The sequence below is a fragment of the Candidatus Defluviibacterium haderslevense genome (assembly GCA_016712225.1).
Classification (GTDB): domain Bacteria; phylum Bacteroidota; class Bacteroidia; order Chitinophagales; family Saprospiraceae; genus Vicinibacter; species Vicinibacter haderslevensis.
Map to the genome: position 1 here is coordinate 830,646 of JADJRL010000003.1, position 23,732 is coordinate 854,377.

Annotated in this window: 17 protein-coding genes; 14 read left to right on the forward strand and 3 right to left on the reverse strand. The window is 33.7% G+C overall.

Annotated features, from left to right (window positions below; translation table 11 throughout):
* The first annotated feature begins 38 nt into the window (after window positions 1–38).
* The 5 genes from IPK88_03490 to IPK88_03510 all read left to right on the forward strand — a co-directional run bounded on the left by IPK88_03490 (window position 39) and on the right by IPK88_03510 (window position 4,891).
* Window positions 39–992, forward strand: a complete 954-nt coding sequence (locus tag IPK88_03490) for a PD40 domain-containing protein (GenBank protein ID MBK8242464.1) — start codon at window positions 39–41, stop codon at window positions 990–992.
* A gap of 42 nt (window positions 993–1,034) precedes the next feature.
* Entirely contained in the window at window positions 1,035–1,478 is a 444-nt protein-coding gene (locus tag IPK88_03495) for a GNAT family N-acetyltransferase (protein MBK8242465.1), read from the forward strand.
* Between the two features lie 72 nt (window positions 1,479–1,550).
* Window positions 1,551–2,177, forward strand: coding sequence for a carbonic anhydrase (locus IPK88_03500; protein MBK8242466.1), 627 nt, complete (start codon window positions 1,551–1,553; stop codon window positions 2,175–2,177).
* 249 nt (window positions 2,178–2,426) lie between these two features.
* Entirely contained in the window at window positions 2,427–3,836 is a 1,410-nt protein-coding gene (locus IPK88_03505; protein ID MBK8242467.1) for a beta-lactamase family protein, read from the forward strand.
* A gap of 164 nt (window positions 3,837–4,000) precedes the next feature.
* Entirely contained in the window at window positions 4,001–4,891 is an 891-nt protein-coding gene (locus tag IPK88_03510) for a helix-turn-helix transcriptional regulator (protein MBK8242468.1), read from the forward strand.
* A gap of 52 nt (window positions 4,892–4,943) precedes the next feature.
* On the opposite strand, the gene IPK88_03515 is transcribed toward IPK88_03510, so the two are convergent.
* Window positions 4,944–7,262: a CotH kinase family protein gene (locus tag IPK88_03515; protein ID MBK8242469.1), complete on the reverse strand. Its 2,319-nt coding sequence runs from the start codon at window positions 7,260–7,262 to the stop codon at window positions 4,944–4,946.
* Window positions 7,263–7,595: 333 nt separating this feature from the next.
* Between IPK88_03515 and IPK88_03520 the strand changes: the two genes are divergently transcribed.
* The 6 genes from IPK88_03520 to IPK88_03545 all read left to right on the forward strand — a co-directional run bounded on the left by IPK88_03520 (window position 7,596) and on the right by IPK88_03545 (window position 12,085).
* Entirely contained in the window at window positions 7,596–8,309 is a 714-nt protein-coding gene (locus IPK88_03520; protein ID MBK8242470.1) for an outer membrane beta-barrel protein, read from the forward strand.
* Between the two features lie 128 nt (window positions 8,310–8,437).
* Complete coding sequence (locus tag IPK88_03525) at window positions 8,438–9,157, forward strand: hypothetical protein (protein MBK8242471.1); 720 nt, start codon at window positions 8,438–8,440, stop codon at window positions 9,155–9,157.
* A gap of 34 nt (window positions 9,158–9,191) precedes the next feature.
* Window positions 9,192–9,488 carry a hypothetical protein gene (locus IPK88_03530; protein MBK8242472.1) on the forward strand — a complete coding sequence of 99 codons (297 nt, stop codon included), beginning with the start codon at window positions 9,192–9,194 and terminating at the stop codon, window positions 9,486–9,488.
* 9 nt (window positions 9,489–9,497) lie between these two features.
* Window positions 9,498–9,794, forward strand: coding sequence for a helix-hairpin-helix domain-containing protein (locus IPK88_03535; GenBank protein MBK8242473.1), 297 nt, complete (start codon window positions 9,498–9,500; stop codon window positions 9,792–9,794).
* Window positions 9,795–9,967: 173 nt separating this feature from the next.
* A complete protein-coding gene (locus IPK88_03540) occupies window positions 9,968–11,521 on the forward strand; it encodes a T9SS type A sorting domain-containing protein (GenBank protein ID MBK8242474.1) in 1,554 nt (517 codons plus the stop codon).
* A 180-nt stretch (window positions 11,522–11,701) separates the two neighbouring features.
* A complete protein-coding gene (locus tag IPK88_03545) occupies window positions 11,702–12,085 on the forward strand; it encodes a hypothetical protein (protein MBK8242475.1) in 384 nt (127 codons plus the stop codon).
* Between the two features lie 36 nt (window positions 12,086–12,121).
* Here the strand turns inward: IPK88_03545 and IPK88_03550 are convergent, their stop codons facing one another.
* Window positions 12,122–14,158 (reverse strand): T9SS type A sorting domain-containing protein, encoded by a 2,037-nt coding sequence (locus IPK88_03550; GenBank protein MBK8242476.1) that lies wholly within the window; start codon window positions 14,156–14,158, stop codon window positions 12,122–12,124.
* 290 nt (window positions 14,159–14,448) lie between these two features.
* Here IPK88_03550 and IPK88_03555 point away from each other — a divergent pair, with 290 nt between their 5' ends.
* Both IPK88_03555 and IPK88_03560 read left to right on the forward strand, forming a co-directional pair.
* Window positions 14,449–16,944, forward strand: coding sequence for a hypothetical protein (locus tag IPK88_03555; protein MBK8242477.1), 2,496 nt, complete (start codon window positions 14,449–14,451; stop codon window positions 16,942–16,944).
* A 109-nt stretch (window positions 16,945–17,053) separates the two neighbouring features.
* A complete protein-coding gene (locus IPK88_03560; GenBank protein ID MBK8242478.1) occupies window positions 17,054–18,802 on the forward strand; it encodes a M28 family peptidase in 1,749 nt (582 codons plus the stop codon).
* Between the two features lie 472 nt (window positions 18,803–19,274).
* Here IPK88_03560 and IPK88_03565 read toward each other — a convergent pair whose 3' ends face one another.
* Window positions 19,275–20,483 (reverse strand): M20/M25/M40 family metallo-hydrolase, encoded by a 1,209-nt coding sequence (locus IPK88_03565; GenBank protein ID MBK8242479.1) that lies wholly within the window; start codon window positions 20,481–20,483, stop codon window positions 19,275–19,277.
* Window positions 20,484–20,567: 84 nt separating this feature from the next.
* Between IPK88_03565 and IPK88_03570 the strand changes: the two genes are divergently transcribed.
* Window positions 20,568–23,729, forward strand: coding sequence for a hypothetical protein (locus tag IPK88_03570; GenBank protein MBK8242480.1), 3,162 nt, complete (start codon window positions 20,568–20,570; stop codon window positions 23,727–23,729).
* Window positions 23,730–23,732: the final 3 nt, after the last annotated feature.

The following is a 23,732-nucleotide window of genomic DNA, read 5'->3' on the forward strand; positions in this document are numbered from 1 at the left end:
CTTTTATTCCTTCGTTGTTTACTAAAAGTAATTATTTAATGTTGTTAATCATTCAATGGATTTGGATAAGTCCAATTATAGGTCAAACTAAGTCTACAACGATTACACCATACATTCCTGACATCGTAACATTGTTTCCTAATGTAAGAGACCTTGCTATATCTCCGTTTGAAAACGAACTGTATTTTACCATTCAAAGCAGACTTGAGGAATGCTCAAGTATCGCCTATTGCCAATTGAAAAATGGAAACTGGACCAAACCTGAAATAGCTGCTTTTTCAGGTAAATATCAGGATATGGAACCTTTCTTTACTCCTGATGGATTGAAACTTTTTTTTGTCTCAAATCGTCCTTTGAAAGATACTACAACTGAATCTAAAGATTTCGATATATGGTATATAGAGCGAACCAATAAGTCTGCCAAATGGTCAAGGCCAATCAATATTGGTTCACCAATTAATACGAATAATAATGAATTCTATCCAACGCTAAGCTCAAATCACAATTTATACTTTACAAGTGATGGAACAAATTCAAAAGGTAAGGATGATATCTTCATGAGTACATGGGATAATGGAATTTACAGTGAACCCATTTCGCTTAGTGATTCGATTAACAGCACAGGTTTTGAATTCAATGCATTTATTGCTCCTGATGAATCCTTTCTTTTATATACAGCATACAATAGAACTGATGGATTAGGTAGCGGAGATTTGTACGTGAGCTTTAATAAAAAAAATAATATTTGGACTAAAAGTATTCATTTAGGTAAAGAAATCAATTCATCTTTGATGGATTATTGTCCATATTATAATGCAAAATCCAAAATACTTTATTTTACAAGCAAGAGAAGTAGTGTAACAAAACAATTCAACAAACCACAAAATATTCAAGCTATACTTATGGAAATCAATCAATATGAAAATGGCCAAAGTAGACTCTATCAAATTCCATTTGATCCATCTAAGTATAATACCACAATGCTTCACTAAACATATACAATAAATTTTAAAAATAGAAATCATATTTTGACGATGAATATAAGAAAAGCACAATTAGCAGATGTTCCGCAACTCAACGAACTATTTAATGAATACAGATTGTTCTACAAAAAGGAAGCTGATTTAGAAAAATCTGCTCTATTTTTAAAGGAACGAATAACAAATAATGAATCCGTCATTTATGTTGCTGAATCAGTCCATCAAAAACTTACTGGATTTGTTCAATTATATCCACTCTTTTCCTCTACCAGATTATGTCGTTTGTGGTTGCTCAACGATTTATTTGTTTTGCCGGAATGTCGTGGCCAGCAAATTTCTGTTTTACTCATTAATGAAGCTAAAAAATTGGCTATAGATACAGATGCCGTAGGTTTGATCTTAGAAACAGCAAAATCCAATGATATTGGTAATCAATTGTATCCGAGAACCGATTTTATATTGGATGAGGATCATTATTATTATTATTGGGACAAATAATTGGAATTACGAATTAATTCTTCGCTTTAGTTTCAATAAAATGTTATTTTCGCCTCTATATAAATTACAAATATGCGAACTCATTCAAAAGATACTCAGGAAAGCATAACGCCTGATCTGGCATTCCAGATATTGATTGATGGTAATGATCGATTTGTAAATAATCTAAAGGCACACCGAAATTTATTAGAGCAGGTTAATGAAACCAAAGAAGGCCAATTTCCAATAGCAACTATTTTAAGTTGTATAGATTCGAGAACTTCCGCAGAATTAATTTTTGATCAGGGACTTGGCGATGTATTTAGCATTCGAATTGCAGGAAATATTTTAAATGATGATATCCTTGGTAGTATGGAATTTGCCACCAAAATCATGGGAACCAAAATTATACTTGTGTTAGGACATACTCGTTGTGGAGCTATCGTCGGCGCCTGTGACAATATTAAATTTGGAAAATTAACAACACTATTAGACAAAGTACAACCCGCCATTGCACTCGAATCTAAAACCACCTCGAATCGCAATGGAAATAATGAACAATTTGTCAATAATGTTACAGAAATCAATGTTCATCTAATCATGCAAAAAATACAAGATGACAGCGATATTATTCGTGAACTTTTAGAACAAGGCCAATTAAAAATCGTCGGCGGAGTTTATGATGTAGAAACAGGAAAAGTTGCTTTTTTTGAAAAATAAGGTCCTCGCCTAATTCTAAAAAAGATTGTTGTATTACTTTTCTGCAATCAATAATTTGTTTCTTTGGACAGTATTTTGGATAGCTTAAAAAAGGATAACCATCTTACTTTAGTTAAACGACTTTACTGAAACTATTGACTTTAAATAATTTCATATTCTATATTTCTAAATAAGCAGGATTTGACAAACATAGGAACGATTATTATTTGAAATTTGCGTGATTTTAAAATACAAATTAAAAAGAAATCTATGATTCATTTGATAAAACGTGTGTTCACTATTGTATTATTCGTTTCATCGATTCAAGCACAAAATATTCCGGCAGGATTAGATTCGGCACTTAATAAAACGCTCGATAGCATGAGACTTGTACTGCAAATTAAATCCCTTAGTGCAGCCATACAATGCCCTGATGAAGCCATTTGGGCAGGTGCTAAAGGCATTTCATCTGAGAACCCAAATGTGAACGTCGAGGTAAATGATGTTTATCTCATTGGTAGTGTAACCAAGACCATAACTTCTGCATGTATATTAAAACTTCATGAACAAAAATTACTAAATATAGATGATCCGATATCTAATTATTTGGATACCATAACTTATATAGATCCAAAAATAACAATCCGACAATTGTTACAACATACCAGCGGCATATATGATGTACTTTCCAATCCAGAGTTGCAACCCATATTAATTAATAATTTGGATTCTATTTGGAATTATGAACCGCTCATTAAAAACTTTATTAAAGCACCGCTCTTTTTAGCAGGTTCCAGATGGTCTTATTCTAATACCAATTATTTTCTCTTGGGTATGATCATCAAAAAAGTAAGCGGAAACGAATATTATCAAGAGCTGCGAAAACTAATTTATGATCCAATAAATTTAAAATCTATTTCAATTCCTGCCTATGAACCTTTGAATAATAATGTAGCTCATGTATGGCTTGATATCACAGGTGACGGAATTGCAGACGATGCCCACGATTTCTATATCAACTATTTATCATTAAATTCTGTTGCCGGATCAGCAGGCGGATATTTTTCCACCGCATCAGATATTACGAAATGGATGAGAACCTATATGCGCGGAGATTTTCTATCAAGTTCTACATTGGATGAAGCCAAAAAAACGGTTCCAGCTTCTGGTAGTCAAGGTGGTGAGTATGGCTTAGGACTTATGAAAAATAGTTTCAATGGTTTTCTCGCTTATGGCCATGGTGGAGACCTTGGATATGCTGCAAGTTCCTGGTATTTCCCTGAAAAAGACATCAGTATATCTGTATTAACCAATGATTCAAAAAATAATTCCTGGACTTTACTTCCTATTGTATCCGCATTATTAAAGACCTACAATAATTGGAAGTCAGCAGTTAGTACCAATTCGGTTTCGAAGCCAGATTTCGAAATCAATACTTTTCCTAATCCAATTGAAGATAAATTGAACATATCAATCCATTTAACTTCTCCGGTGAATCAAATTGATTTAGTTTTATGCAACAGTTTAGGAGAAAAAATTTCATCCATTCACGATGGTCAAGTTCTTGCAGGAACACATCAATGGAACTTTAAGGATTTATCTTTACTCTCTGAGGGTTTCTATTATTTGAATGTTGTCATAGATTCAAAAGAATCATCCACCATTAAAATTTTCAAATAGTATTCTTGATGGAGTAATAAAATGCTCATAATCGGCATTACATTTAAAATCTCCCTAACCATATATTTAACTTTTCATTTTAGTTAAAGTCTGATATTTTTAGACCTCAATTTACTATAGGTCTGGATTTTCATTTAACTTTATCGCTAATTAAAAAAGTTTGAATGTACAATGTTTTTAATGGGAATAGTCTGAATACTCAAACATTACCTTATAAAAGTAATTTAATCAATTATTCTGCATTTAATGAATTACTAAGTCCGATACATTTTAGAAGTTTTTCAATAAAATATGTCATTGAAGGTTGTGAAAAATACACAGTAAACGGTAATCCATATTTTGTAAATCAAGGTGAATATTTATTAGCGAATCATTTTTCAGAAGGATTTGTAGAAATAGACAGCCACCATTTGGTAAAAGGTATTTGTATTGATGTTTCACCAAGGCTCATTTCAGAAGTAATCTCAAGTTATATTTCACCTGAAATTCCTGCAGAAGACATTCCTGAAGATGATTTTTTTAATTCACCTCATTTTTTAGAAAATCAGTATTCCTCAACGTTTACCAAAACAGGTAAGTTACTTCGTTCTCTGGATCAGGTTCTTTCCAAAAATCCATATGGTCAACATGAATTCAGTTCAGAATTTTATCTTAAACTGGCAGAAAATATAGTTCAGGATCACATACCCATTTATAAACAACTTCAACAAATTCCTGCAATAAAATCCGAAACTAAAAAAGTTCTGCTTAGAAAACTCAACCAGGCATTAGATTATATCAATCAACATTTTACCCATCCTTTAGTAATCTCAACTGTGGCTTCAGAATGTTGCCTTTCTGAATTTCATTTTTATAGAATGTTCAGATTGGTATTTGACATGAGCCCACAACAATACATTATTTCGAAAAAACTAAACTTCGCATTAGAATTGATTAAACAACAGGGTGCAGATATTTCTGAAGCAGCCTTGTTATCTGGGTTTTCTGATATCTCCGCATTTAGCAAAACGTTTAAAAAACACTTTGGATGTTCTCCTTCTAAATTTCAAAAATAGAATTTTTTTAAAGTTTGAGAAGAAAACATTTCATCAACAAAACTAAATTCTATTAAGATCGTCCAGTAATACTTAATTTTTTAGTTAATCGAAATCCATTATCAAATTTAAAAAATAGGACATACATACCAGGTTCTAAATAATTGACCGATAAGTTTAATATTTCCCTTCCATTAAAGGGTATGGATTCACGAAATTTACCCTGGACATCAGCAATCTGTAATTGACCTGATACTGAATTTCCAAATTGAACTTGAACCATTTGATCAGCAGGATTTGGATAAACCAACACTTGAACACCCTCAGTCTCAGAAGTACTAGTTGCTCCATTACAGTTAGCTTTATTGTAACTTGGAGCGGTTGTTATTTTAAACGTCCCTAATCCATCCGGACATCGTTCATAAGAATTATCTGTAGGAATTGCCCCGAAACTTAAACTATCAATAACTAATCCATCAGGTCTTGACAAAATGAGTGCTTCTCCAGTAGCAGAAAGTTTAAAATTAGTATGAAGACTACTACTATCACTACTATCTTCATCCAACCAAAGAACGATTCTGTTTTTTGCCGGAATCAAGGTGCCTTTTGGAAATTCCCATTTATCTTTTTTCTCATAATCATCAGATAAATAGAGTCCGCTCAAATCTATAGACTGATTGGTGTTATTATACAGTTCTGCCCAATCTTCATATTTATTGTCGCTAGGATCAATAATGGTAGTTTTATTACTCGTCATAAACTCATTAACCACTACATCTCCCTTATTGATATCTGCAAATGCCTCAGTTGCTTCTAATGTATAAAATTCATATTCTGCCCGCTCTGGAGAAAAAATCCCAGCCAGATTATTTTCAGCATAAATATAATATTGGGTTTTCTTAGTTTCTGCAATCATATAGGTTCCATAAATTCCATCATTCGCTGCAGCATCGTGATGTAATCCATCATCGAACAATGGTTGTTTTTCAAATGGATAAGATTTATTCTTTCGATATGCAAGAAATGCTGTAGTGCCATTAGTAATTGATAAATTAACCCAAAGGGTGTCTCCTACTTTCGGTTCTTGTTTTAACCATACTATATTGGATATCCCAGGTGGCAAGGCATTAAATTCGTTCACCGTATTAAAATAGGCTAATCGAGCATTCATAAGGGTAGAAATTCCAGGAGCAGTTCCAAATCCGCCACCAGAAGATATTGCAGCCGTTAATGAAGTTTTAAAAGATGAATAAGTGGTCAAACTATTGGGATCTGTTTTGACTAAACTATCCACTTTAGATTGAAGTTGAATGGCCATAGTCTCATATGCTTTGTTTGCAATAAATTCTTTACAAAAGGTTCTCACATGTGCGGTATACATTTTTTTATAACTTGAATTTTGTAATAATTTTTGCAACAAAGGTCTGTTTGTTGTTGATTCACCATTAAAAAAAGTTATCTTATCAACAGTCGTAGCACCGCCGCCACCGACACTTCCCGGGAATCCTCCTATACTCATATTCAGGTCCCAAATCACCGGCAAAAATCGTCCAAAATCATCTTCATAGAGATAATAGTTCTGAGAAAAGGAACCTGTATAACTATCATAATTGGAAAAGACGCTATTAAAAGCATGCATCCATAGTGCTCGATCTACATCTAGTATTTTTGGAATTGCTGTTGCATTGTTTTTCAACGTATCCATAAGTGCTATGAGTTTGAACCAACCGATCACATTCTCCATTCCATAATAGATATAATACTTGGAACTATCGTACCCATTAAATACCAAATTACTTGTAGAATTATTCCCGGGCTTATCTGGATTCCCTTTAACAAACACATGATCCGATGATCCAAAATGATCACTGCAAAATTTCTTATTCACAGCTTCAACATTGGTATACAATCCAATATATTTGTCATTGATAAATAATTTTGAGAAATTTGCTTGAGAACAATCCATGTAATTGGAAAGGATCTCATAGGATAGAACTTCTCGAACAGCAGAAGGGTCAGAAAAATTATTACCCAATTTAATACTGGAGTATTTCTGATAATCCTGACTACCTAATATCCAATCCAATTTAATGTGAAGTGGATTTTTTACCTGATTGTTTTTATAGGAACTATTCCCCTTATACTTTACACCCACACTGTCATATTTTACGCCATTGATATAACAAGAGGTAGCCAATATATAATCTTCTTTTCCAGCTTTGGCAGTGTCTAAGCGGTAATCCCAATCCTGATAATCGAAATTCAGCTTGATTTCCTGAACCTGATCCAAACTATAGAAGTCGCTATTCTGTGCGATTAAATACTGATTTGGCATACATATAAAGATAAAACTTAGCGTAAAAACAACAAATTCAGTGGTTTTAATATACATATTAAATTATTTACTTATATGATCAAATGGCTTCAAAAACAAATTCGAAGATATTACTATTCTCCGATTTCAATAAAGAAAGTAAAAAATCAGGCGTTTGTACTTAAAAAATGTAATTAATTTTAAAAAATATAAAAAGTAGATACTTTTAAATCCTTTTAGTTAAAAAACCACTCAACCTTTAACAAATGGATTTGATTTATAAAAATTTACCTGAATTACATCTAAGTCATTGAAATAAATAAAATTTTAAATGTTACATTATTCCTATTCAAATTTATAAACTATATTTGGTAAGATATTTGAGCTTAATTCAGCAAAAAAAAATCCCGAATGAAAATTTATACACAATTATTCTTAGTATTCCTATTTACCTTTAAAGCTGCAGGTCAACAAACTGAATTTGGGATATCCTTGAATTCTGGATTATTTTCATTTCGAGGTCCTTCATCCGAAAAAGTAACTTTTTTAAATGTAAGTCAATCATCAGTAGCAACAAAATATTATACAAACAATCCTTATGGGTCTAAAAATGCCCTTCTATATGGCCTTTCTATTAATGTTCAGCGAATAACTAAGAAAAATATCATTTTTGGCACTGACCTTGGTTATGAAAATCTACGAAGTAAAATATCAATTGATAAAGTTTTCTACAATGATGATGTTAATGATAAAATCATCATTGTTTCTGGGGAAACAATTTTTTCTCATTCTTTTATCAATTTAAATCCATATGTAGGTTATAGAATAATTCTAAATAAATATTCATTAGACTTCAATACCGGATTTGATCTTGGATATTGTTTTTTAGCTCATGAAAAATCGTCTATAGATACCAAAAATGGATTTAAAGATAGCAATTCAAAAGATAGAAGTACCATTCGTTTTGATTTTAGACCAAGAATTCATTCAACATTAAATTATAAAAATTGCGGTATCTACTTGGACTATTCTTATGGTTTGGTTAATTATCAATCTGGATATGTTGGCGGAATCAATGAATGTTATTCCCGTATCATTAGATTTGGTCTAAATTATAAATTTTGATACAAAACGAAAATAGTTAACTAAAAATAAAATATATTTTGAGTACGTTACCATTTACCAATTTAAACTATATTTGAATATAATTTTTAACACAATTGCAGTTTTAATGTTATTTCAAATTAAACACTATGAGAATTACTTCAATTATCCTTTTAGTATTATTAAAAACCATTAATACTTTTGGTCAACAAACCGAATTTGGGATATCCTTGAATTCAGGACTATTTTCATTTCGAGGACCTTCAGCAGAAAAAGAGACATTTATTTTAGTAAATGAAGCATCTGAAGATAATTTAACATGTACAAATAATCCATATGGATCTAAAAATGGTCTACTATATGGATTTTCAATTAATCTTCAACTATTAACAAAAAGAAAATTCATTCTTGGAATTGATCTTGGGTACGAAAATCTAAGAAGTTTGATATTAATCAAACATATACTTATTCGTCAAGATTTTGGTTCATTTCCACCTTACAATGCTTCAGGAAAATCAATATTAAACCATCATTTTATTAATGTAAATCCATATTTTGGTTATAGTGTAAAACTAAAAAAGTATTCAATGGATTTTCTTGCCGGAACTGATTTAGCATATTGTCTCTTTGCTAAAGAACGGGGATCATGGGTACAAGAATTTGACAATGAAAAACAACCCATCACTAAAAATCGAAGCACCATTCGCTTTGATTTCAGACCCAGAATTCAATCTACTATACAATATAAAAAGTACGGTTTATATGCAGCTTATTCAATTGGATTAGTTAATTATAAATCTGGCTATGTGGGTGGGATCAATGAATGTTATTCCAGTATTATTCGGTTTGGTTTAAATTATAAAATTTGATTTATAATCTACAGTGACAACGAATAAAATAAATATGGAAGACAAAATACTCCTAATCCATCCTGAAGGCAAGAAAGGCATCAGCATGAATGTTAAAAAATATAATGTTTTACAGTCTGCAATATTGGATGTTTTAACAATTCATGGTGCTATAACGCATACTGAACTTATCACCATAACTAGCGCGGAAATAATAAAAAATAAAATTCCTTTTGAAGGAAACATAGGTTGGCATGTCGAATGGGTCAAACTTGATCTCGAATCGAAGGGTCTGATTCAAAGAACAAAAGAAAAAAATAAATTATACTTCAGCTTGAAAAATAATTCTTGATTAAAATAAATGCCAGATCCATTAATTTATAAAAATAAAGTACTCAAACAATTTCAAACTATCCCTAGCGTAGGTAAAGCTTGTGCAATGGATCTATGGAATATTGGTCTCCGAGATATTTCTGAATTAAAAAATAAGAATCCTCTCGAACTCTATCAAAAACTGAATAGTATAAGTGGGGTCACACATGACATTTGTATGCTTTATACTTTTCGTTGCGCAGTATACTATGCAACAGAAGATCACCATGATCCTGACAAATTGAAATGGTGGAATTGGAAAAATACAATGTATAATAATGGATAAAAAATGGGGAGGATATTGTCAAAAAAAAAATTCCACGAATGCACGAATGGAAGATTTCTCTATGTAGCTCATTCAGTCCTAATCTTTTTAGGAATATATTTGTTCAATTAATGATATCTTGCTTTTGAATCAGGTGATGATATCAATAAATATAAGATAAATTTTAATATCTGATGAAATACATCGTTAGTAGCTGCTTACTGTTAATGCATTTTTTTACCATTAATGCACAAAACGTTCTCATTGGAATCCAAAATAATCCAAACGAACCTTCTATCGCTATCAATCCAAAATCTCCTAATGTACTAATTGCAGGAGCCAATATTAATAATTGTTATGTAAGCCTTGATACTGGAAGAACCTGGAAAAGCCAAATATTGACTTCATCTTATGGCGTATGGGGTGATCCCAACATTATTGTTGATACAGCAGGTCATTTCTATTTTTTCCATTTATCCAATCCACCACAAGGTAGTTGGATCGATCGTATAGTCTGCCAAAAAACAACCGATAACGGTATTACGTGGAACGATGGATCCTTCACCGGACTCAATGGACAAAAAGATCAGGATAAACATTGGAGTGCTGTTGATAGAAGAAATAACAATCTATATGTTTCCTGGACTCAATTTGACACTTATGGATCTTCAAACCCAAAAGATAGTAGTAACATCCTTTTTTCAAAATCAACTGATGCCGGTGCGACATGGTCTACTCCACGAAAAATCAACAAATTTGCAGGCGATTGTATTGATAGCGATAATACAGTAGAAGGGGCTGTCCCCGCGATTGGACCCAATGGGGAAATATATATTTCCTGGGCTGGGCCCCTAGGTTTAATGTTTAATAAATCCTTAGACGAAGGCAATACTTGGTTATATTATGAATCTGTAATAGGTACAATCCCCGGTGGTTGGGATTTTGATGTGCCGGGGATATACAGAGCGAATGGACTTCCGGTAACAGCTTGTGATGTGAGCAGTGGTCCCCATAGGGGAACTATATACATTAATTGGGCTGATCAAAGAAATGGTTCAAGCAATACAGACATTTGGCTTACAAAATCCAAGGATGGTGGAATCAGTTGGGCCTCTCCTAAAAAAGTTAATATAGATAATACTACAACCCATCAATTTTTTACATGGATGACCATAGATCAAACTACAGGTTATTTGTATTTTGTATTTTATGATAGACGTAATTATACCGATGATCAAACAGATGTTTATCTAGCCGTATCTGTTGATGGAGGAGAAACATTCACAAATCATAGAATCAGTGCCTCCCCATTTGTACCCACAAAAAATGTTTTTTTCGGAGATTATACCAACATTACAGCACACAATGGAATCATTCGACCCATTTGGACCCGACTCAATATGGGACAATTGAGCGTATGGACTCACCTGACTACGTTGAATGAATTGTTGACATCTAACCATGAAATAATTTCCAATGATAATGACCTAAGTTTTGAGAATTATCCCAACCCTTCAAAAAATCTTACCTACGTTTCATTCAAAGTCAGACATAAAACGAAAATCAACCTTTCCGTACTCAATGCGCAGGGAAATTTAATCAAAAAAATGATTCAGAATGAAACCAGAACATATGGTAAGTACATTGAACAAATCAATCTCGATGAATTGAATATTCCAAATGGATTATATTTTATCAAATTGGAAATGAATAATAAAATAAAGGTAATCAGGCAAATAAAAATTTAATGTTACTAATGTAATACTTGTATTTATACAAATATTTCTTGTAATTATACAAATAATAGATCCCTATATCCAACAACTTTTTATTTGTATCATCGTTTTCATTTTGTAACATTGCATATGATTAATTAATGTTGATTAATGACTGCAATAATTATATAAACATTATAAAATATTATGAAAATGATTCTATTTGCATTGTTCATCAGTTCCCTTATATCTTGTCATGAAGATACTTTAAGTACGAGATTTAATTACCAAACTAAACAAGAATGGGTTGTCGGCGCAGACATTGATTCGGTTAATAAAACAATGACTGTTCCAGCAAACACCAGACTTAATATTGAAGTTACATCAGAAAGTTTATGCAAAAGCAGCGGCATAGAAATTATTATTTCTAACGCATCAACCATACTTTTTCAAAAAACGGTTTCTGTTTTTCCATTCAGCGAAACGATTACTATTGATCAAGCACAAGACCTTAATATTCAAACTAAAGTAAAAATAGTCAATACTGCAATTGAATGTATTTGGCTTGGAAATGCTAATGTAATTGTCGGGTATTAATTACAAGGTTTGTTATATGCTCTTTTAATTGAAACATTATTCATTTAATTTGATCATACGTACAATATTCATATCATTTGCCATTTGTACTTTGATATAATAAATACCAGGAGTTAGAAGATCTTGTTTCATTGGAATATTATGATTCCCGGAAGACAATGGTTCATTCCATATATTTTCTACCACTTGTCCATATAGATTTAACACATCAATATGGACAAGTCCTGAGTGTTTTAAATTAAAATGAATATTCGCATGATGATACCATGGATTAGGACTTAAAGTCATTTCTGTTATCACATCACTTTTTGGATTATTAACTTGGGTTGTTGGTAAAGATCCTTTCAATGTTGTAACACTATATGGATTCATAGTTAAATTAATCGTACCCGATTTTAAATCCACTGATGAAGTTTTCCAATAATTATTTTCATTTGAACTGTACACATTAAATCTCATATCAGCGAAAGCCAATTTTATTTGCACAGTTTGTGATGTTGAACTGGTATTTAATAATACTGCCGTTATAGTCTTACTGGAATCATTGAAGTAAGCACTCGATAATATGGCATTGTTACCTGTTGAAACAACTTCAACTCTGTTAGAATTTGGACGGATGTATTTAAAAAAATGTTTAGCTCCAACATACTTTGGAGATACAGCGCCTGACGATTGATTGGATAAACCGGATGCACTTACATTCCCGGCATCATCACTATCTGTAAATGTCCAATATACCCATGCACTTTGTCTTCCTGCCGTTAATGCTTGATGAATTCGAATAGCAACACCAAGTCCTCCGTCACCCGGGAAACCTGTCTTAGGATACAACCAATCTTTATTTTCACCCGAAGTTTCAGTCATCCAAGATTTTTTATTAAAACTAGCAAAACCTTTAACATTAGCTGGTATTCCTTGTGCAGGACTCGTAGTCCATCCATTTACCCACCAATCCCATTGTCTTGGATTTGCACCTGCAGAACTTACACCATCATTAGCATAACCATGAATGCAATAGAAATCTACAGCTTTAGAGGCCACTGGATCTGCCTCAATATTCTTGAGATACTGAAGATTTTTATGAGTCGGACCTCCGTATTCCCACATACCATACGAATCACCACCTAATAGATCTTCGGGTCCCATGATTCGGATGTTTTTCAACTCAGGGTATTTATCAAATTCTGCACGAATTGCTTTTACCGCGGTAATGTATTGCGAAGAAAGTGGGTAAGTAGCGCAACTATAAAATACTTCAAAATTCAATTCATTCTGAATACTAATGGAATAAAAAGGAACTTTATAAAGACGCTGCAATCCCAATACATAAGCTGCGGTACTTCTAACAAACTGGGTTAAAGATGATGTAGGTCCTGTCCCACCCACAGATACATCATTAAAAACGGCTAAAGGGGTCCCAGATACATCCAGTCTTCCCCCTGAAAAATTACCTCCCCAAATAAAAGGCCATGGCGTATTAACTACCGGGCCAGGCCACCAGTTTTCTGGATAACGATTCCCCGATGACACTTTTACCCAAGGGACTGGTGACCAAATAGAACCCATAAGTTTAAAATCTCCCAATTGAGCTTTTTTCTTAAATCCTTCCACCACTGCAGCATCATTAGGAAAGCTGAATAGATTCATGTTTTTTTCAATATCTGGCCCCATAACAGCGATAGGCGCCTGGCGTCCACCAAAAGTCCTGGAATAATCATTCGGACCTGTATAGGTTCTTACCCTATTATTCTCAGGTCCATTCGGATTGGCCTGATCCTCAAAATTAAACACACTCTTCGTAGCCGATCCCATAAACCAAGGTGAAAAATAACTTAAATCAGATACCGGTGCCTTTAATTTAGGAGTAAGGTCTAAGCGATATATACTACATCCCATGTCATCATAATATAAATTCAACCACCAGGCTTGGTTAACAACATCACCACCTTGATGGGCACCAAATCCATCTATGATCTGAAGTTTTTTATTTGGATCAATGTTTATGTTTGTTTGACCATGGAGTAAGCAACTAAAACCAACAAGTAGGCAAAAAATATAATATTTAATGTTCATAATAATTTCAATTAAATTAGGTAATGATGGATTTGTAAAATTATAACAATATTGGTAGTTAATTAGTAAGACTACCTTTGACTTCATTACGCTGCTTTTTTTGATAAAACAAATGAAACAAAATAGTATGATAATTAAAGAATTTACATATTCCTTATGCATATCAAGATGATCGTTACAGCTCTTCCCATAGACCATGACTTACATCATACATTATTTTAGTAAGTTTGCGAATGAATCATTATCTATCCTTTTTATCGAATCGATGTTTTTACACATTTATTTTTCTAATGAATGTTCTTACCTCCTATGCTCAAGTAGTTGAGTTTGAGCGCAAAGGTGTTGGGGGTGGTGGATATATGTTTGCTCCATCGATAGATCCCAGAAACCCATATCATGTCTACCTTAATTGCGATATGGCAGGAGTTTATGAAACCAATGATGGTGGTCATCATTGGACTTTATTACCTTATCAACAATTAGTTAGTACCACAAAAGCTGTAGTGCAATTTACCAATGATCCAAAAATATTATATACAGTAAAAAGATCTCTGACTAATCTTCAATCCCCACTCCAAAGAGGTGTGCCTGCCCAAAGTATTGATGGAGGTCTAACATGGAATGAAATCAATGATCCGACTGAAACCGGAATCCATAGATTGTTTGCAGACCCAAACAATTATAATCGTTTATTGGTATCTGAATACAATCGATTGTTTTTATCCATAGACCAGGGAAAACATTGGAAAGAAATTTGGAAGCCTCAAGATGAAATATGTTGGATCGGTGGTGTGTTTTGGGATCAGGATCAAATTTTTGTTGGAACAGGAAAAGGACTTTTGGTTTCTCATGATGGAGGATTACAATTTAGTTTAGAACATTTTGTTGGCGCCAATACCAATGATGGCATTTTTCAAATGGTTGGACGAAAATTCAATAATCAAATACAATTTTATTTGATTACTGCTTCCTCTAATTCATTATATCCCTGGGAAGATATTATTGAATTAAGACATCATATTACCGGAATTTTTACATTGGATTATGCTACCAAAACATGGCGCGATTTTTCAACTAACATTCCATCTTCTATTAAATTCCAATGGGTGGATATGGCCATCAATCAAAAAGATACAATTTACCTTGCAGGTCATGAAAATGATTTGCCTGTAATACTAAAAACTACCGATCAGGGAAAATCCTGGAATAATATTTTTAAAGCTATTGACAATCAAAATATCAGAACAGGTTACGGTGGAGATGGTGGTCCTTTTTCATACTTGTGGGGTGGCGCAGCTTTAGGTTTTGATGTTTGTGATTACAATTCTAATATCATTATCAGTACAGAAGGATATTCTCATATGAGCTACAATGGGGGAACGTCCTGGCGTCAGGTATCCATTGATTCAGCTTATTTAAATAAAGAAGGTACGTATTCCAGTCCACAACAGTATTTTAAAAGTTCTGGTTTGGATGTAACCACCGGGCATCAATTATTTTGGGTGGGAAAAGACTCATTTTTCTCCTGTATGACTGACATTGGTAATCAGTTTACTCAAGACACTGGAAATACTTATACGTTCTCCAGAAATGTATTTTATCCCTGGGGTACTGTTGCAAAAAATAATTGGTATCGTATGGTTGCAGATCCAATGGATCATACCATTTATGCTGTTGCATCTGAAATTAATGATATGTATTTAGGCTATCGATTAAATGATGATGACATTAGTGGTGGTTCTCTGGTTTTAAAAAGCCATAACAATGGCATCACATGGGATACTTTAATTGAGATGAATTATCCTATTGTTTGGTTAGCCATGGATCCAACGAATAGTAGTAGATTGTATATAAGTGTAGTCGATTATCAAAACGGTGGAATTTATAAGACTGAAGACAAAGGCAAAACATGGAAAAAATTATTAGCACCTCCACGCACTGAGGGGCATCCATATAATATATTGGTTTTAAAAAATGGAGACCTGTTAGTCAGTTATTCTGCTCGTACTCTGGAAGACCGAGTTACATTAACTACAAGTAGTGGAATTTTTTATAGTCGAAACCAAGGCCTATCCTGGGAAGATTTGACACCTTCAGAAATGATGTTTTATACTAAAGATATAATTATTGATCCACATGATCCACTTGAAAACACTTGGTATGCATCCGTTTGGGGAAGATTTACAACATTCGAAGGACCCAATAATGCCGGGAATGGTGGTATCTATAAAACAATAGATAGAGGTCAAACTTGGAAACGAATTTTCCAAAATGAAATGGCAGAAAGCATGACTATTCACCCCACAAAAACAAATGCCATGTATGTTACTGTTGAATTTGGTGGATTGTATTATAGTGAGAATGTTAATTCAGAAATTCCCTCATTCAAAAGGTTGGAATCCTTTTATTTTCCTAGACCAAAGAGAGTATTTTTTGATCCATATGACAAACAAAAAATTTGGATCACTACCATGGGAGGTGGTATATGGTGTGGTAGAGAAAAGGAGATCACAAATACCAAAAACATTCAACCTATCCATTCATGTAGCTCAATTAATGTAGTTCAGTTAGATCATACCATATCGTTATCATGGCCAAAAAATTACGACATTTCTAAAATAAATATGTTTGATATTTATGGACGAAATGTAAGCACTAACAATTTATCTTCAAATTTAACATCCACAGAAATCCACAGTGACCAATACACAAGTGGATTATATTTTATTCAACTTCAAAACACAAATAACCAATCTGTTTGTAATCAAAAAATAATCATTCGATAATTCGGCACCCAAAAGCTTTGTATTATTCCTGAAGCTTCAAGATTTGCAATCTATTATGTTCTTTCTTAAATAAATCGATTTCTTCTGGATATTGATTAATTTAGCGTTCATGAAACAATACATATTCACTCTTCTCCTATTGGTAAACTTCCATGGTTTTCTGTTAAGTCAAACCAATTTTAGTTTATCCAATCCTATTTGTCTTGACCTGATGAAAGGCAATTTCAATTCGGATTCATTTTCGAAAAGGATAGTACCTCCGGATGCTCAACTTGGGAACTATTTAGTACAACAAATCAATGCCGATTCTTTGCATCAATATCTCAAAGGTTTAATTTCTTTTAGAAATAGAAATACCATAAGTGACGATCCTTCTAAACCCAATGAGGGTATCAGAGGAGCCAGAGCCTGGATTAAATCTCACCTAGATCGATGGGCTCAACAAGCTAATTCTGTGTTGATACCCTGTGAATTAAATTTTGATTATCTCATGTGTACCAAAGTTCGACACACCGAATTATTCACTTTAATTCCTGGTACCGGCTCTTTAAAAAATGAACTCGTCATCGTAGAAGCACACCTGGATAGTCGATGCGAAGATGTTTGTGATAGTCTTTGTCTTGCTGAAGGAGCTGATGATAATGGAAGTGGTTCAGCGCTGTTGATGGAAATGGCGAGAGTGTTGAGTAAGGTTCAACTCAATAGAACATTAGCTATTATTTGGATAACTGGTGAAGAACAAGGCCTTGGAGGATCCCGTTCATTTGCCGCATTTTGTAAAACCAATAATTTAGTCATAAAAGCAGTATTCAATAATGATATTGTTGGAGGTATCGAATGTGGAGTTACATCATCCCCTCCTAGTTGTCCCGGGCCTCATCAATTCGACAGTTTGAGACTCCGAATTTTTTCTTCAGGAACTACGAATAGTATGTCTAAAAATTTGGCGCGCATGACAAGAATTTTAGTGGAACAAAATCTAAGTAAAGTGATGGTTAATGCACCCCAAATTGATGTAATGTATGGTGAAGATCGAACAGGGCGTGGCAGTGATCACATTCCCTTTAGAGAACAAGGTTACACTGCTATTCGCTTCACTTCTTCTTACGAACACGGTGATGGAAATCCAAGCCAGGCTGGATATGTAGATCGGCAACACAGCAGTCGCGATATCCTCGGTAAGGATATTGATGGAGATGGCATATTAGATAGTTTGTATGTCAATTTTAATTATCTAAAAAACAATGCCATCGTTAATGCTTTATCCATAGCTAATGCTAGTTCTACCACCCTGCTTCCATTTATAATTCAAGTCACACCTAAAACTAATAGTTTAGATATTAAAATAGATAATCCGCAAAATGCCACAAAATATATTTATGGTATTCGAAAAATAAATAACACATATTTTGATACAATTATAATAACTGATCAAACTCAAATACTCGTAGAAGGACTTTCGCCTACCCTATATTATGTTACTGCTTGTGGCGTAAATCAAGAACAATGGATCAGTATGTTTGGATTAGAATATAGTGCAAGAGTCCTCAATAGCATTAAACAAGTAGAACCAACTAAACCTATTGAACTGCTTCAGAATAGACCGAATCCATTTGACGAACTCACACTCATTCCCATTATCGTAAATGATCTTTCGTTTATTAAAGAAGCAAGTATGATCGTAACTTCTGAAGATGGAAGAATTATAAAACAGATCAAACTTGATTTAACAGAAGGTGTTAATGAATTATTCTACAATTATTCCTGGAACCAATTTGAATGCGGAACTTATTTTTATTCGCTAATAATCAATGGGACTAAAATAGACACCAAGAAAATGGAAATGGTTAGCTATTAATATCAGAACTCCTTGCCCTATTCAAGAAAATATGATCATCCATTGGGCAACTTCGCAAATTAAAATCGAGGAAAAATATATAATATTAAGTAGTCGTATAAATTTGGATCGACCTTAAGGGGTAAGCCGTAAAAAAATGATGTAATGAAACCGTTAAAAATTCAAAACTGTATGAGCCTAACATAATGCTTTAAAAAGAACAATAATGCGAGCTGGGCAAGTGTTAAGCTAAACAAATGAAAGAAGTCCAATGGCGAGTTTTTTGAATTTAGGTTTCATGGAATCATTTTAGGCTTAGACCTTAAAGTCTTGAATTTTTGGTTCTTTTTTTTCAAGAAAAAAGAACAAAAAGTTGTTAATTAAAACGTCAATTAATATTTAGAAAAATATCAAACAACCAAAATAATTTTTCAACCGCTTTTCTAGTTAGCGTAGGGCACGGAGTTCTAAATCTACAGATTTCTAATAAAAATTAAAACTCCACCTCAACATCCATCTCTTGATCCTTCCTAAGAAGGTGCACTTTAGCTTTATCACCCTTTTTATACATTCCAAGTGACTTCATGTAATCATAAATATCCTTGATTTCAAGATCTCCAACTTTTAAAATAATGTCACCGTCTTTCATACCAGATTTCATGGCTGGTCTATCATCCAATACTGCATCAATTCTGACACCTTTACCGCTGAAAACATAGTCTGGCATTATACCCAAAGTCACTTTAAAGCTTGCAGCCTTTTCATTGTTTTCATCTTTGGTTTTTTGAAATGTTAGGGTTCCATCTTTTGATATTCGCTGAATGACATTTAGTATGATTTCAGAAACCTGATAAATGCCTTTGTAATTAACCAATGGACTGTCATCAGATGGTTTGTGATAGTCCTTATGCTGACCTGTGAAAAAATGCAAAACAGGTAAACCCTTCAAATAAAATGAAGTATGATCTGATGGGCCCACACCGCTTTCAGAGTAATTAAAAGTAAATCCTTCTGGTTTTACTTTATCGAGTATACTGGGCCATTCCTTGGCCGTCCCGGTTCCACTTATAGCGATAACATGTTCAGCATTCAGTCGTCCGACCATATCCATATTAATCATAGCTATCCAATCTGACATATTGACTGTGGGTTGTTCCGCAAACGCCTTTGATCCAAATAAGCCATGCTCTTCACCGGAAAATGCAATAAATAGTACATTACAGGCCAATTTTTTATCATTTACGAGTTGCTCCGCAAGCCACAATAATGATGCTACACCACTGGCATTATCGTCAGCTCCATTATGGATAGATTTATCATTTGCCGCAAGGGACCCCGCATCTCCATGACCTAAGTGATCATAATGAGCTCCGATGATAATTGTTTTTTTTGCCTTTTTATCCAAATATCCCAAAACATTTCGTCCGGTAATATCCTTTTTAGTTTTATCGTGTGGATCAGATGAGAATGAAAATTCTTGAAACCACCCGGTCGTACCTTTGGCTTTTAACCCTAATGCATCCATCCTGGATGCGATATAGGCCGCCGCTAGTTGCTCACCTGATGACCCTGTAGATCGACCTTCTAAGTCGTCAGAAGCCAAATAAACGACATCAACATGAATTTGCTGAACATCTTGGGCCCCAATTATAATAGGAAAACAGATGATAAATAGTAGTTTTGCCAGTGATTTATAATTCATATTTATTCAATTATTGTGAATTAAGTATTCCAAGGAAACGATTTGACCACTCAAAGGGTCAATGTTAATTAGAGCTTCAAAATTATGGAAAAAAAAGGTAATCCGTTCATTTATTTGTTTGGCATCATGTGCTTACTAACAACCCATTGCAAACAAGATGTCCCCAAACAAACCATTGAAAAAATAGTCGAAAGTAAACCGAAAAACCCCATCACCCTTCCTAATTATTGGAAAGATCCTAAGGTAATGGAATTTGGACGTGAAGCGCCTCGGTCAGATTTTAAACCCTTCGAAACTACGGAAAAAGCCCAATCGCAATCCTTTCAAAGTAGTGCTTACCATCGTAGTCTAAACGGATTTTGGAGATACCAATATTTTACCGGTCCTGATTATGTTCCTGGAGAAATAGAAAAATCACCCATCAATATCAATTGGCTTGAAAAGTCATTTCCATCCTGCATAGAATTGGGTGGTATCGGTAAACCCATTTTTAAAAATTATGGATTGCCCTTTGAATCTAATTATCCACAAGTGCCTATGGATTCGAATACCGTTTTGGTACTCCAAAAACCGTTAGATATTTCTACCCAATGGAAGTCCCGAGATGTTTTTGCCGTTTTCGAAGGCATAAGTTCCGCCTATTTTGTTTATGTAAATGGACAATTAGCTGGATATAACGAAGATTCAAAAGCAGTTTCAGAATTTAATATTAGCCCATTTCTGAAAGATGAAAACAACATGATTAGTTTGATTATTTTTCGTTGGAGTGATGCTTCTTATTTTGAATCCCACAATATGTGGTCTATGACAGGAATATATCGGAATTCCTACCTTTTGGCTCGTCCCAAATGTAGAATCAAAGATTTTTATGCTAAAACAGATGTACAAGGTAATCAAGGTATTTTAGATCTTGATGTACAAGTAAAAAATAATGCCGCCGAAAATTATTCCGGGTATCAACTCCAAGTCCAATTATTTCAAGATACTACCAAAGAAGTTTTTAATAAGACCATTACATTCGATATTAATCAACAATCAGAAATTAAAAAAAATATTGTCGCTCAAATTAAAAATGTAGAAACATGGTCTGATGAACATCCAGATGCATATTATTTATTTATTCAACTCAAAAATGCTCAGGGAGAAACCCAGGAAGCAACGGTGTATTTAATTGGATTTAACAGTATACAATATAAATCAAAATCATTTTTAGTTAATAACAAACTGTTAAAAATAAAAGGCGTCGTTCGTCATGAATTTCATCCCATCACAGGTTATGTAGTAGATAAAGATTGGATGGCTAATGATGCTGACTTGATGAAGTTAAATAATATTAATGCCGTTCGCAATAGTCATTATCCTCAGGACCCCATGTGGTATACCATAGCTCATCAATATGGATTATATCTAATGGATGAAGCGAATTTGAATACGAGTTCTCTGTTGTCTCAAAATATTGATTTGTCAGCAGATACTTCTGTTTCAAAAATTTATCTCCAAAGAGTGAAGAATATGTTCGAACGCAACAAAAACTATTGCAACGTTCTAACCTGGTCATTAGGATATAATTGTGGACTTGGAGATAATACAAAACTAGCCTATCAGTATATTAAATCTAGAGATTCGAAAAGACCAGTCAGTGTGCAATCCAATTTGAAAAGTTTTGGGGATCTTGTTTTAGTCAATTCCGAAGATAATATTTCGAATGGATCAAAACCCGTACTTTATTATCGGATGTCTTCCAATGCGGGAAATGGACTTGGTGGATTAACATTAGTTTGGGATCATATAAAAAACAATGACAATAAAGCAGGAGGATTTATTGAAGATTGGGCGGATCAAACTTTTTTTATGAAAACCAATAAAGGCAAATTGTATTTCGGCTATGGCGGAAATTTTTCAGAGACGAATTCGGATTCTTTCAGGTGTGTAAATGGCCTAATGACTTCCAATAAAACACCCAAAGCTTCGCTCAAAATTGCCAATAATTTATTTTCACCCTTTACTGTTAGTGCCATTGATTTGAATAAAGGTCTCTTTGAAATTAAAAACGATCACTTGGAAAACCATGGGGATGTATTTAATTATTTCTGGACTGTAGTCGAGAATGGTGATAAAATCAAAGAAGGTAAATTCGAAAATTTAATGATTGATGCCGGACTGAAAAAAACTGTTCGTGTGGATTACAATAGCTTTACTAGAAATCCAGGAAGTGAGTATACCATTTTGATAACCATCAATAAAAAATCATTGAATAATGGGATGTATCGTTTTGTTGTAGTGGGATTACAACAATTTATTTTGCCGAAGTCAGCAGGTAAACCCATCAATCAATCCGCTTTCCAAAAATTAAAAAGCACCGAAGAAAATAATTCAATTCACATCAGTAATAATTTGTACAGTATTAAAATCGATAAAAACAAGGGCTTGATTTCATCCTGGATTTGTAAAAATAAAGAACTGCTTGTCACTCCGATTAAACCAAATTTCTATAGAGCACCAACTGATAATGATATTTATCTCAATCAATCTAATGAAATCAATTTTTGGAAAACATTGGGAGATCAGTTGACTATAGTATCTCAATCACTGGAAACCAATCATCCCGATTATATAAATTACATCGTTAAAGCTACATTACCTGCTTCTAGTTTATTACCGATAGAATTTAGGTATCGCTTCTACCCTTCTGCAGATGTTGTCCTTGAAATGAAAATAGATCATTTGGATCAACTTAAAAACATGCCACCAAGAATTGGTTGGATATTTGAAATGCCTGCGGTTTTTGGAACTGTACAATGGTATGGCAGAGGTCCTTTGGAAAGCTATCAGGATCGCAAGCTGGGTCTAAATATTGGATTATATAAAAGCACCGCATCAGAATTTAATATTCCGGCGGTAAGACCTCAGGAAATGGGCAATAAATCAGATGTTCGGTGGCTAAGTCTAAAGACTTTTGAAGGACTCTACTTGATGGCTTTGGGGCAAAGTGAATTTGAAGCGAATGTACTTCCGTTTAATTATAACAAACTAGGAACTGGATACAGACATGGAATTGATATACTCAATGATCCGACCAATACAGTCTTATTGGATTATTATCAATGGCCTCTGGGTGATGGGTATTCTAATAAGTCCCATCCTCCAAGCTCCAAATCGATCCATTTCACCATACGATTAACCAGTCAGGATGAGTCCCAAAGTAGTATTCCGTCTCATTTTACAGAAAGCTTATTAACCAATTAATTA

Coding starts and splice junctions, on each gene's coding strand:
- IPK88_03520 (MBK8242470.1), top strand. CDS start 7,596: ATGAAAATTTATACACAATTATTCTTAGTATTCCTATTTACCTTTAAA.
- IPK88_03565 (MBK8242479.1), bottom strand. CDS start 20,483: ATGAATTATAAATCACTGGCAAAACTACTATTTATCATCTGTTTTCCT.
- IPK88_03555 (MBK8242477.1), top strand. CDS start 14,449: ATGAATGTTCTTACCTCCTATGCTCAAGTAGTTGAGTTTGAGCGCAAA.
- IPK88_03505 (MBK8242467.1), top strand. CDS start 2,427: ATGATTCATTTGATAAAACGTGTGTTCACTATTGTATTATTCGTTTCA.
- IPK88_03535 (MBK8242473.1), top strand. CDS start 9,498: ATGCCAGATCCATTAATTTATAAAAATAAAGTACTCAAACAATTTCAA.
- IPK88_03495 (MBK8242465.1), top strand. CDS start 1,035: ATGAATATAAGAAAAGCACAATTAGCAGATGTTCCGCAACTCAACGAA.
- IPK88_03570 (MBK8242480.1), top strand. CDS start 20,568: ATGGAAAAAAAAGGTAATCCGTTCATTTATTTGTTTGGCATCATGTGC.
- IPK88_03530 (MBK8242472.1), top strand. CDS start 9,192: ATGGAAGACAAAATACTCCTAATCCATCCTGAAGGCAAGAAAGGCATC.
- IPK88_03490 (MBK8242464.1), top strand. CDS start 39: ATGTTGTTAATCATTCAATGGATTTGGATAAGTCCAATTATAGGTCAA.
- IPK88_03550 (MBK8242476.1), bottom strand. CDS start 14,158: ATGAACATTAAATATTATATTTTTTGCCTACTTGTTGGTTTTAGTTGC.
- IPK88_03560 (MBK8242478.1), top strand. CDS start 17,054: ATGAAACAATACATATTCACTCTTCTCCTATTGGTAAACTTCCATGGT.
- IPK88_03515 (MBK8242469.1), bottom strand. CDS start 7,262: ATGTATATTAAAACCACTGAATTTGTTGTTTTTACGCTAAGTTTTATC.
- IPK88_03500 (MBK8242466.1), top strand. CDS start 1,551: ATGCGAACTCATTCAAAAGATACTCAGGAAAGCATAACGCCTGATCTG.
- IPK88_03525 (MBK8242471.1), top strand. CDS start 8,438: ATGAGAATTACTTCAATTATCCTTTTAGTATTATTAAAAACCATTAAT.
- IPK88_03510 (MBK8242468.1), top strand. CDS start 4,001: ATGTACAATGTTTTTAATGGGAATAGTCTGAATACTCAAACATTACCT.
- IPK88_03540 (MBK8242474.1), top strand. CDS start 9,968: ATGAAATACATCGTTAGTAGCTGCTTACTGTTAATGCATTTTTTTACC.
- IPK88_03545 (MBK8242475.1), top strand. CDS start 11,702: ATGATTCTATTTGCATTGTTCATCAGTTCCCTTATATCTTGTCATGAA.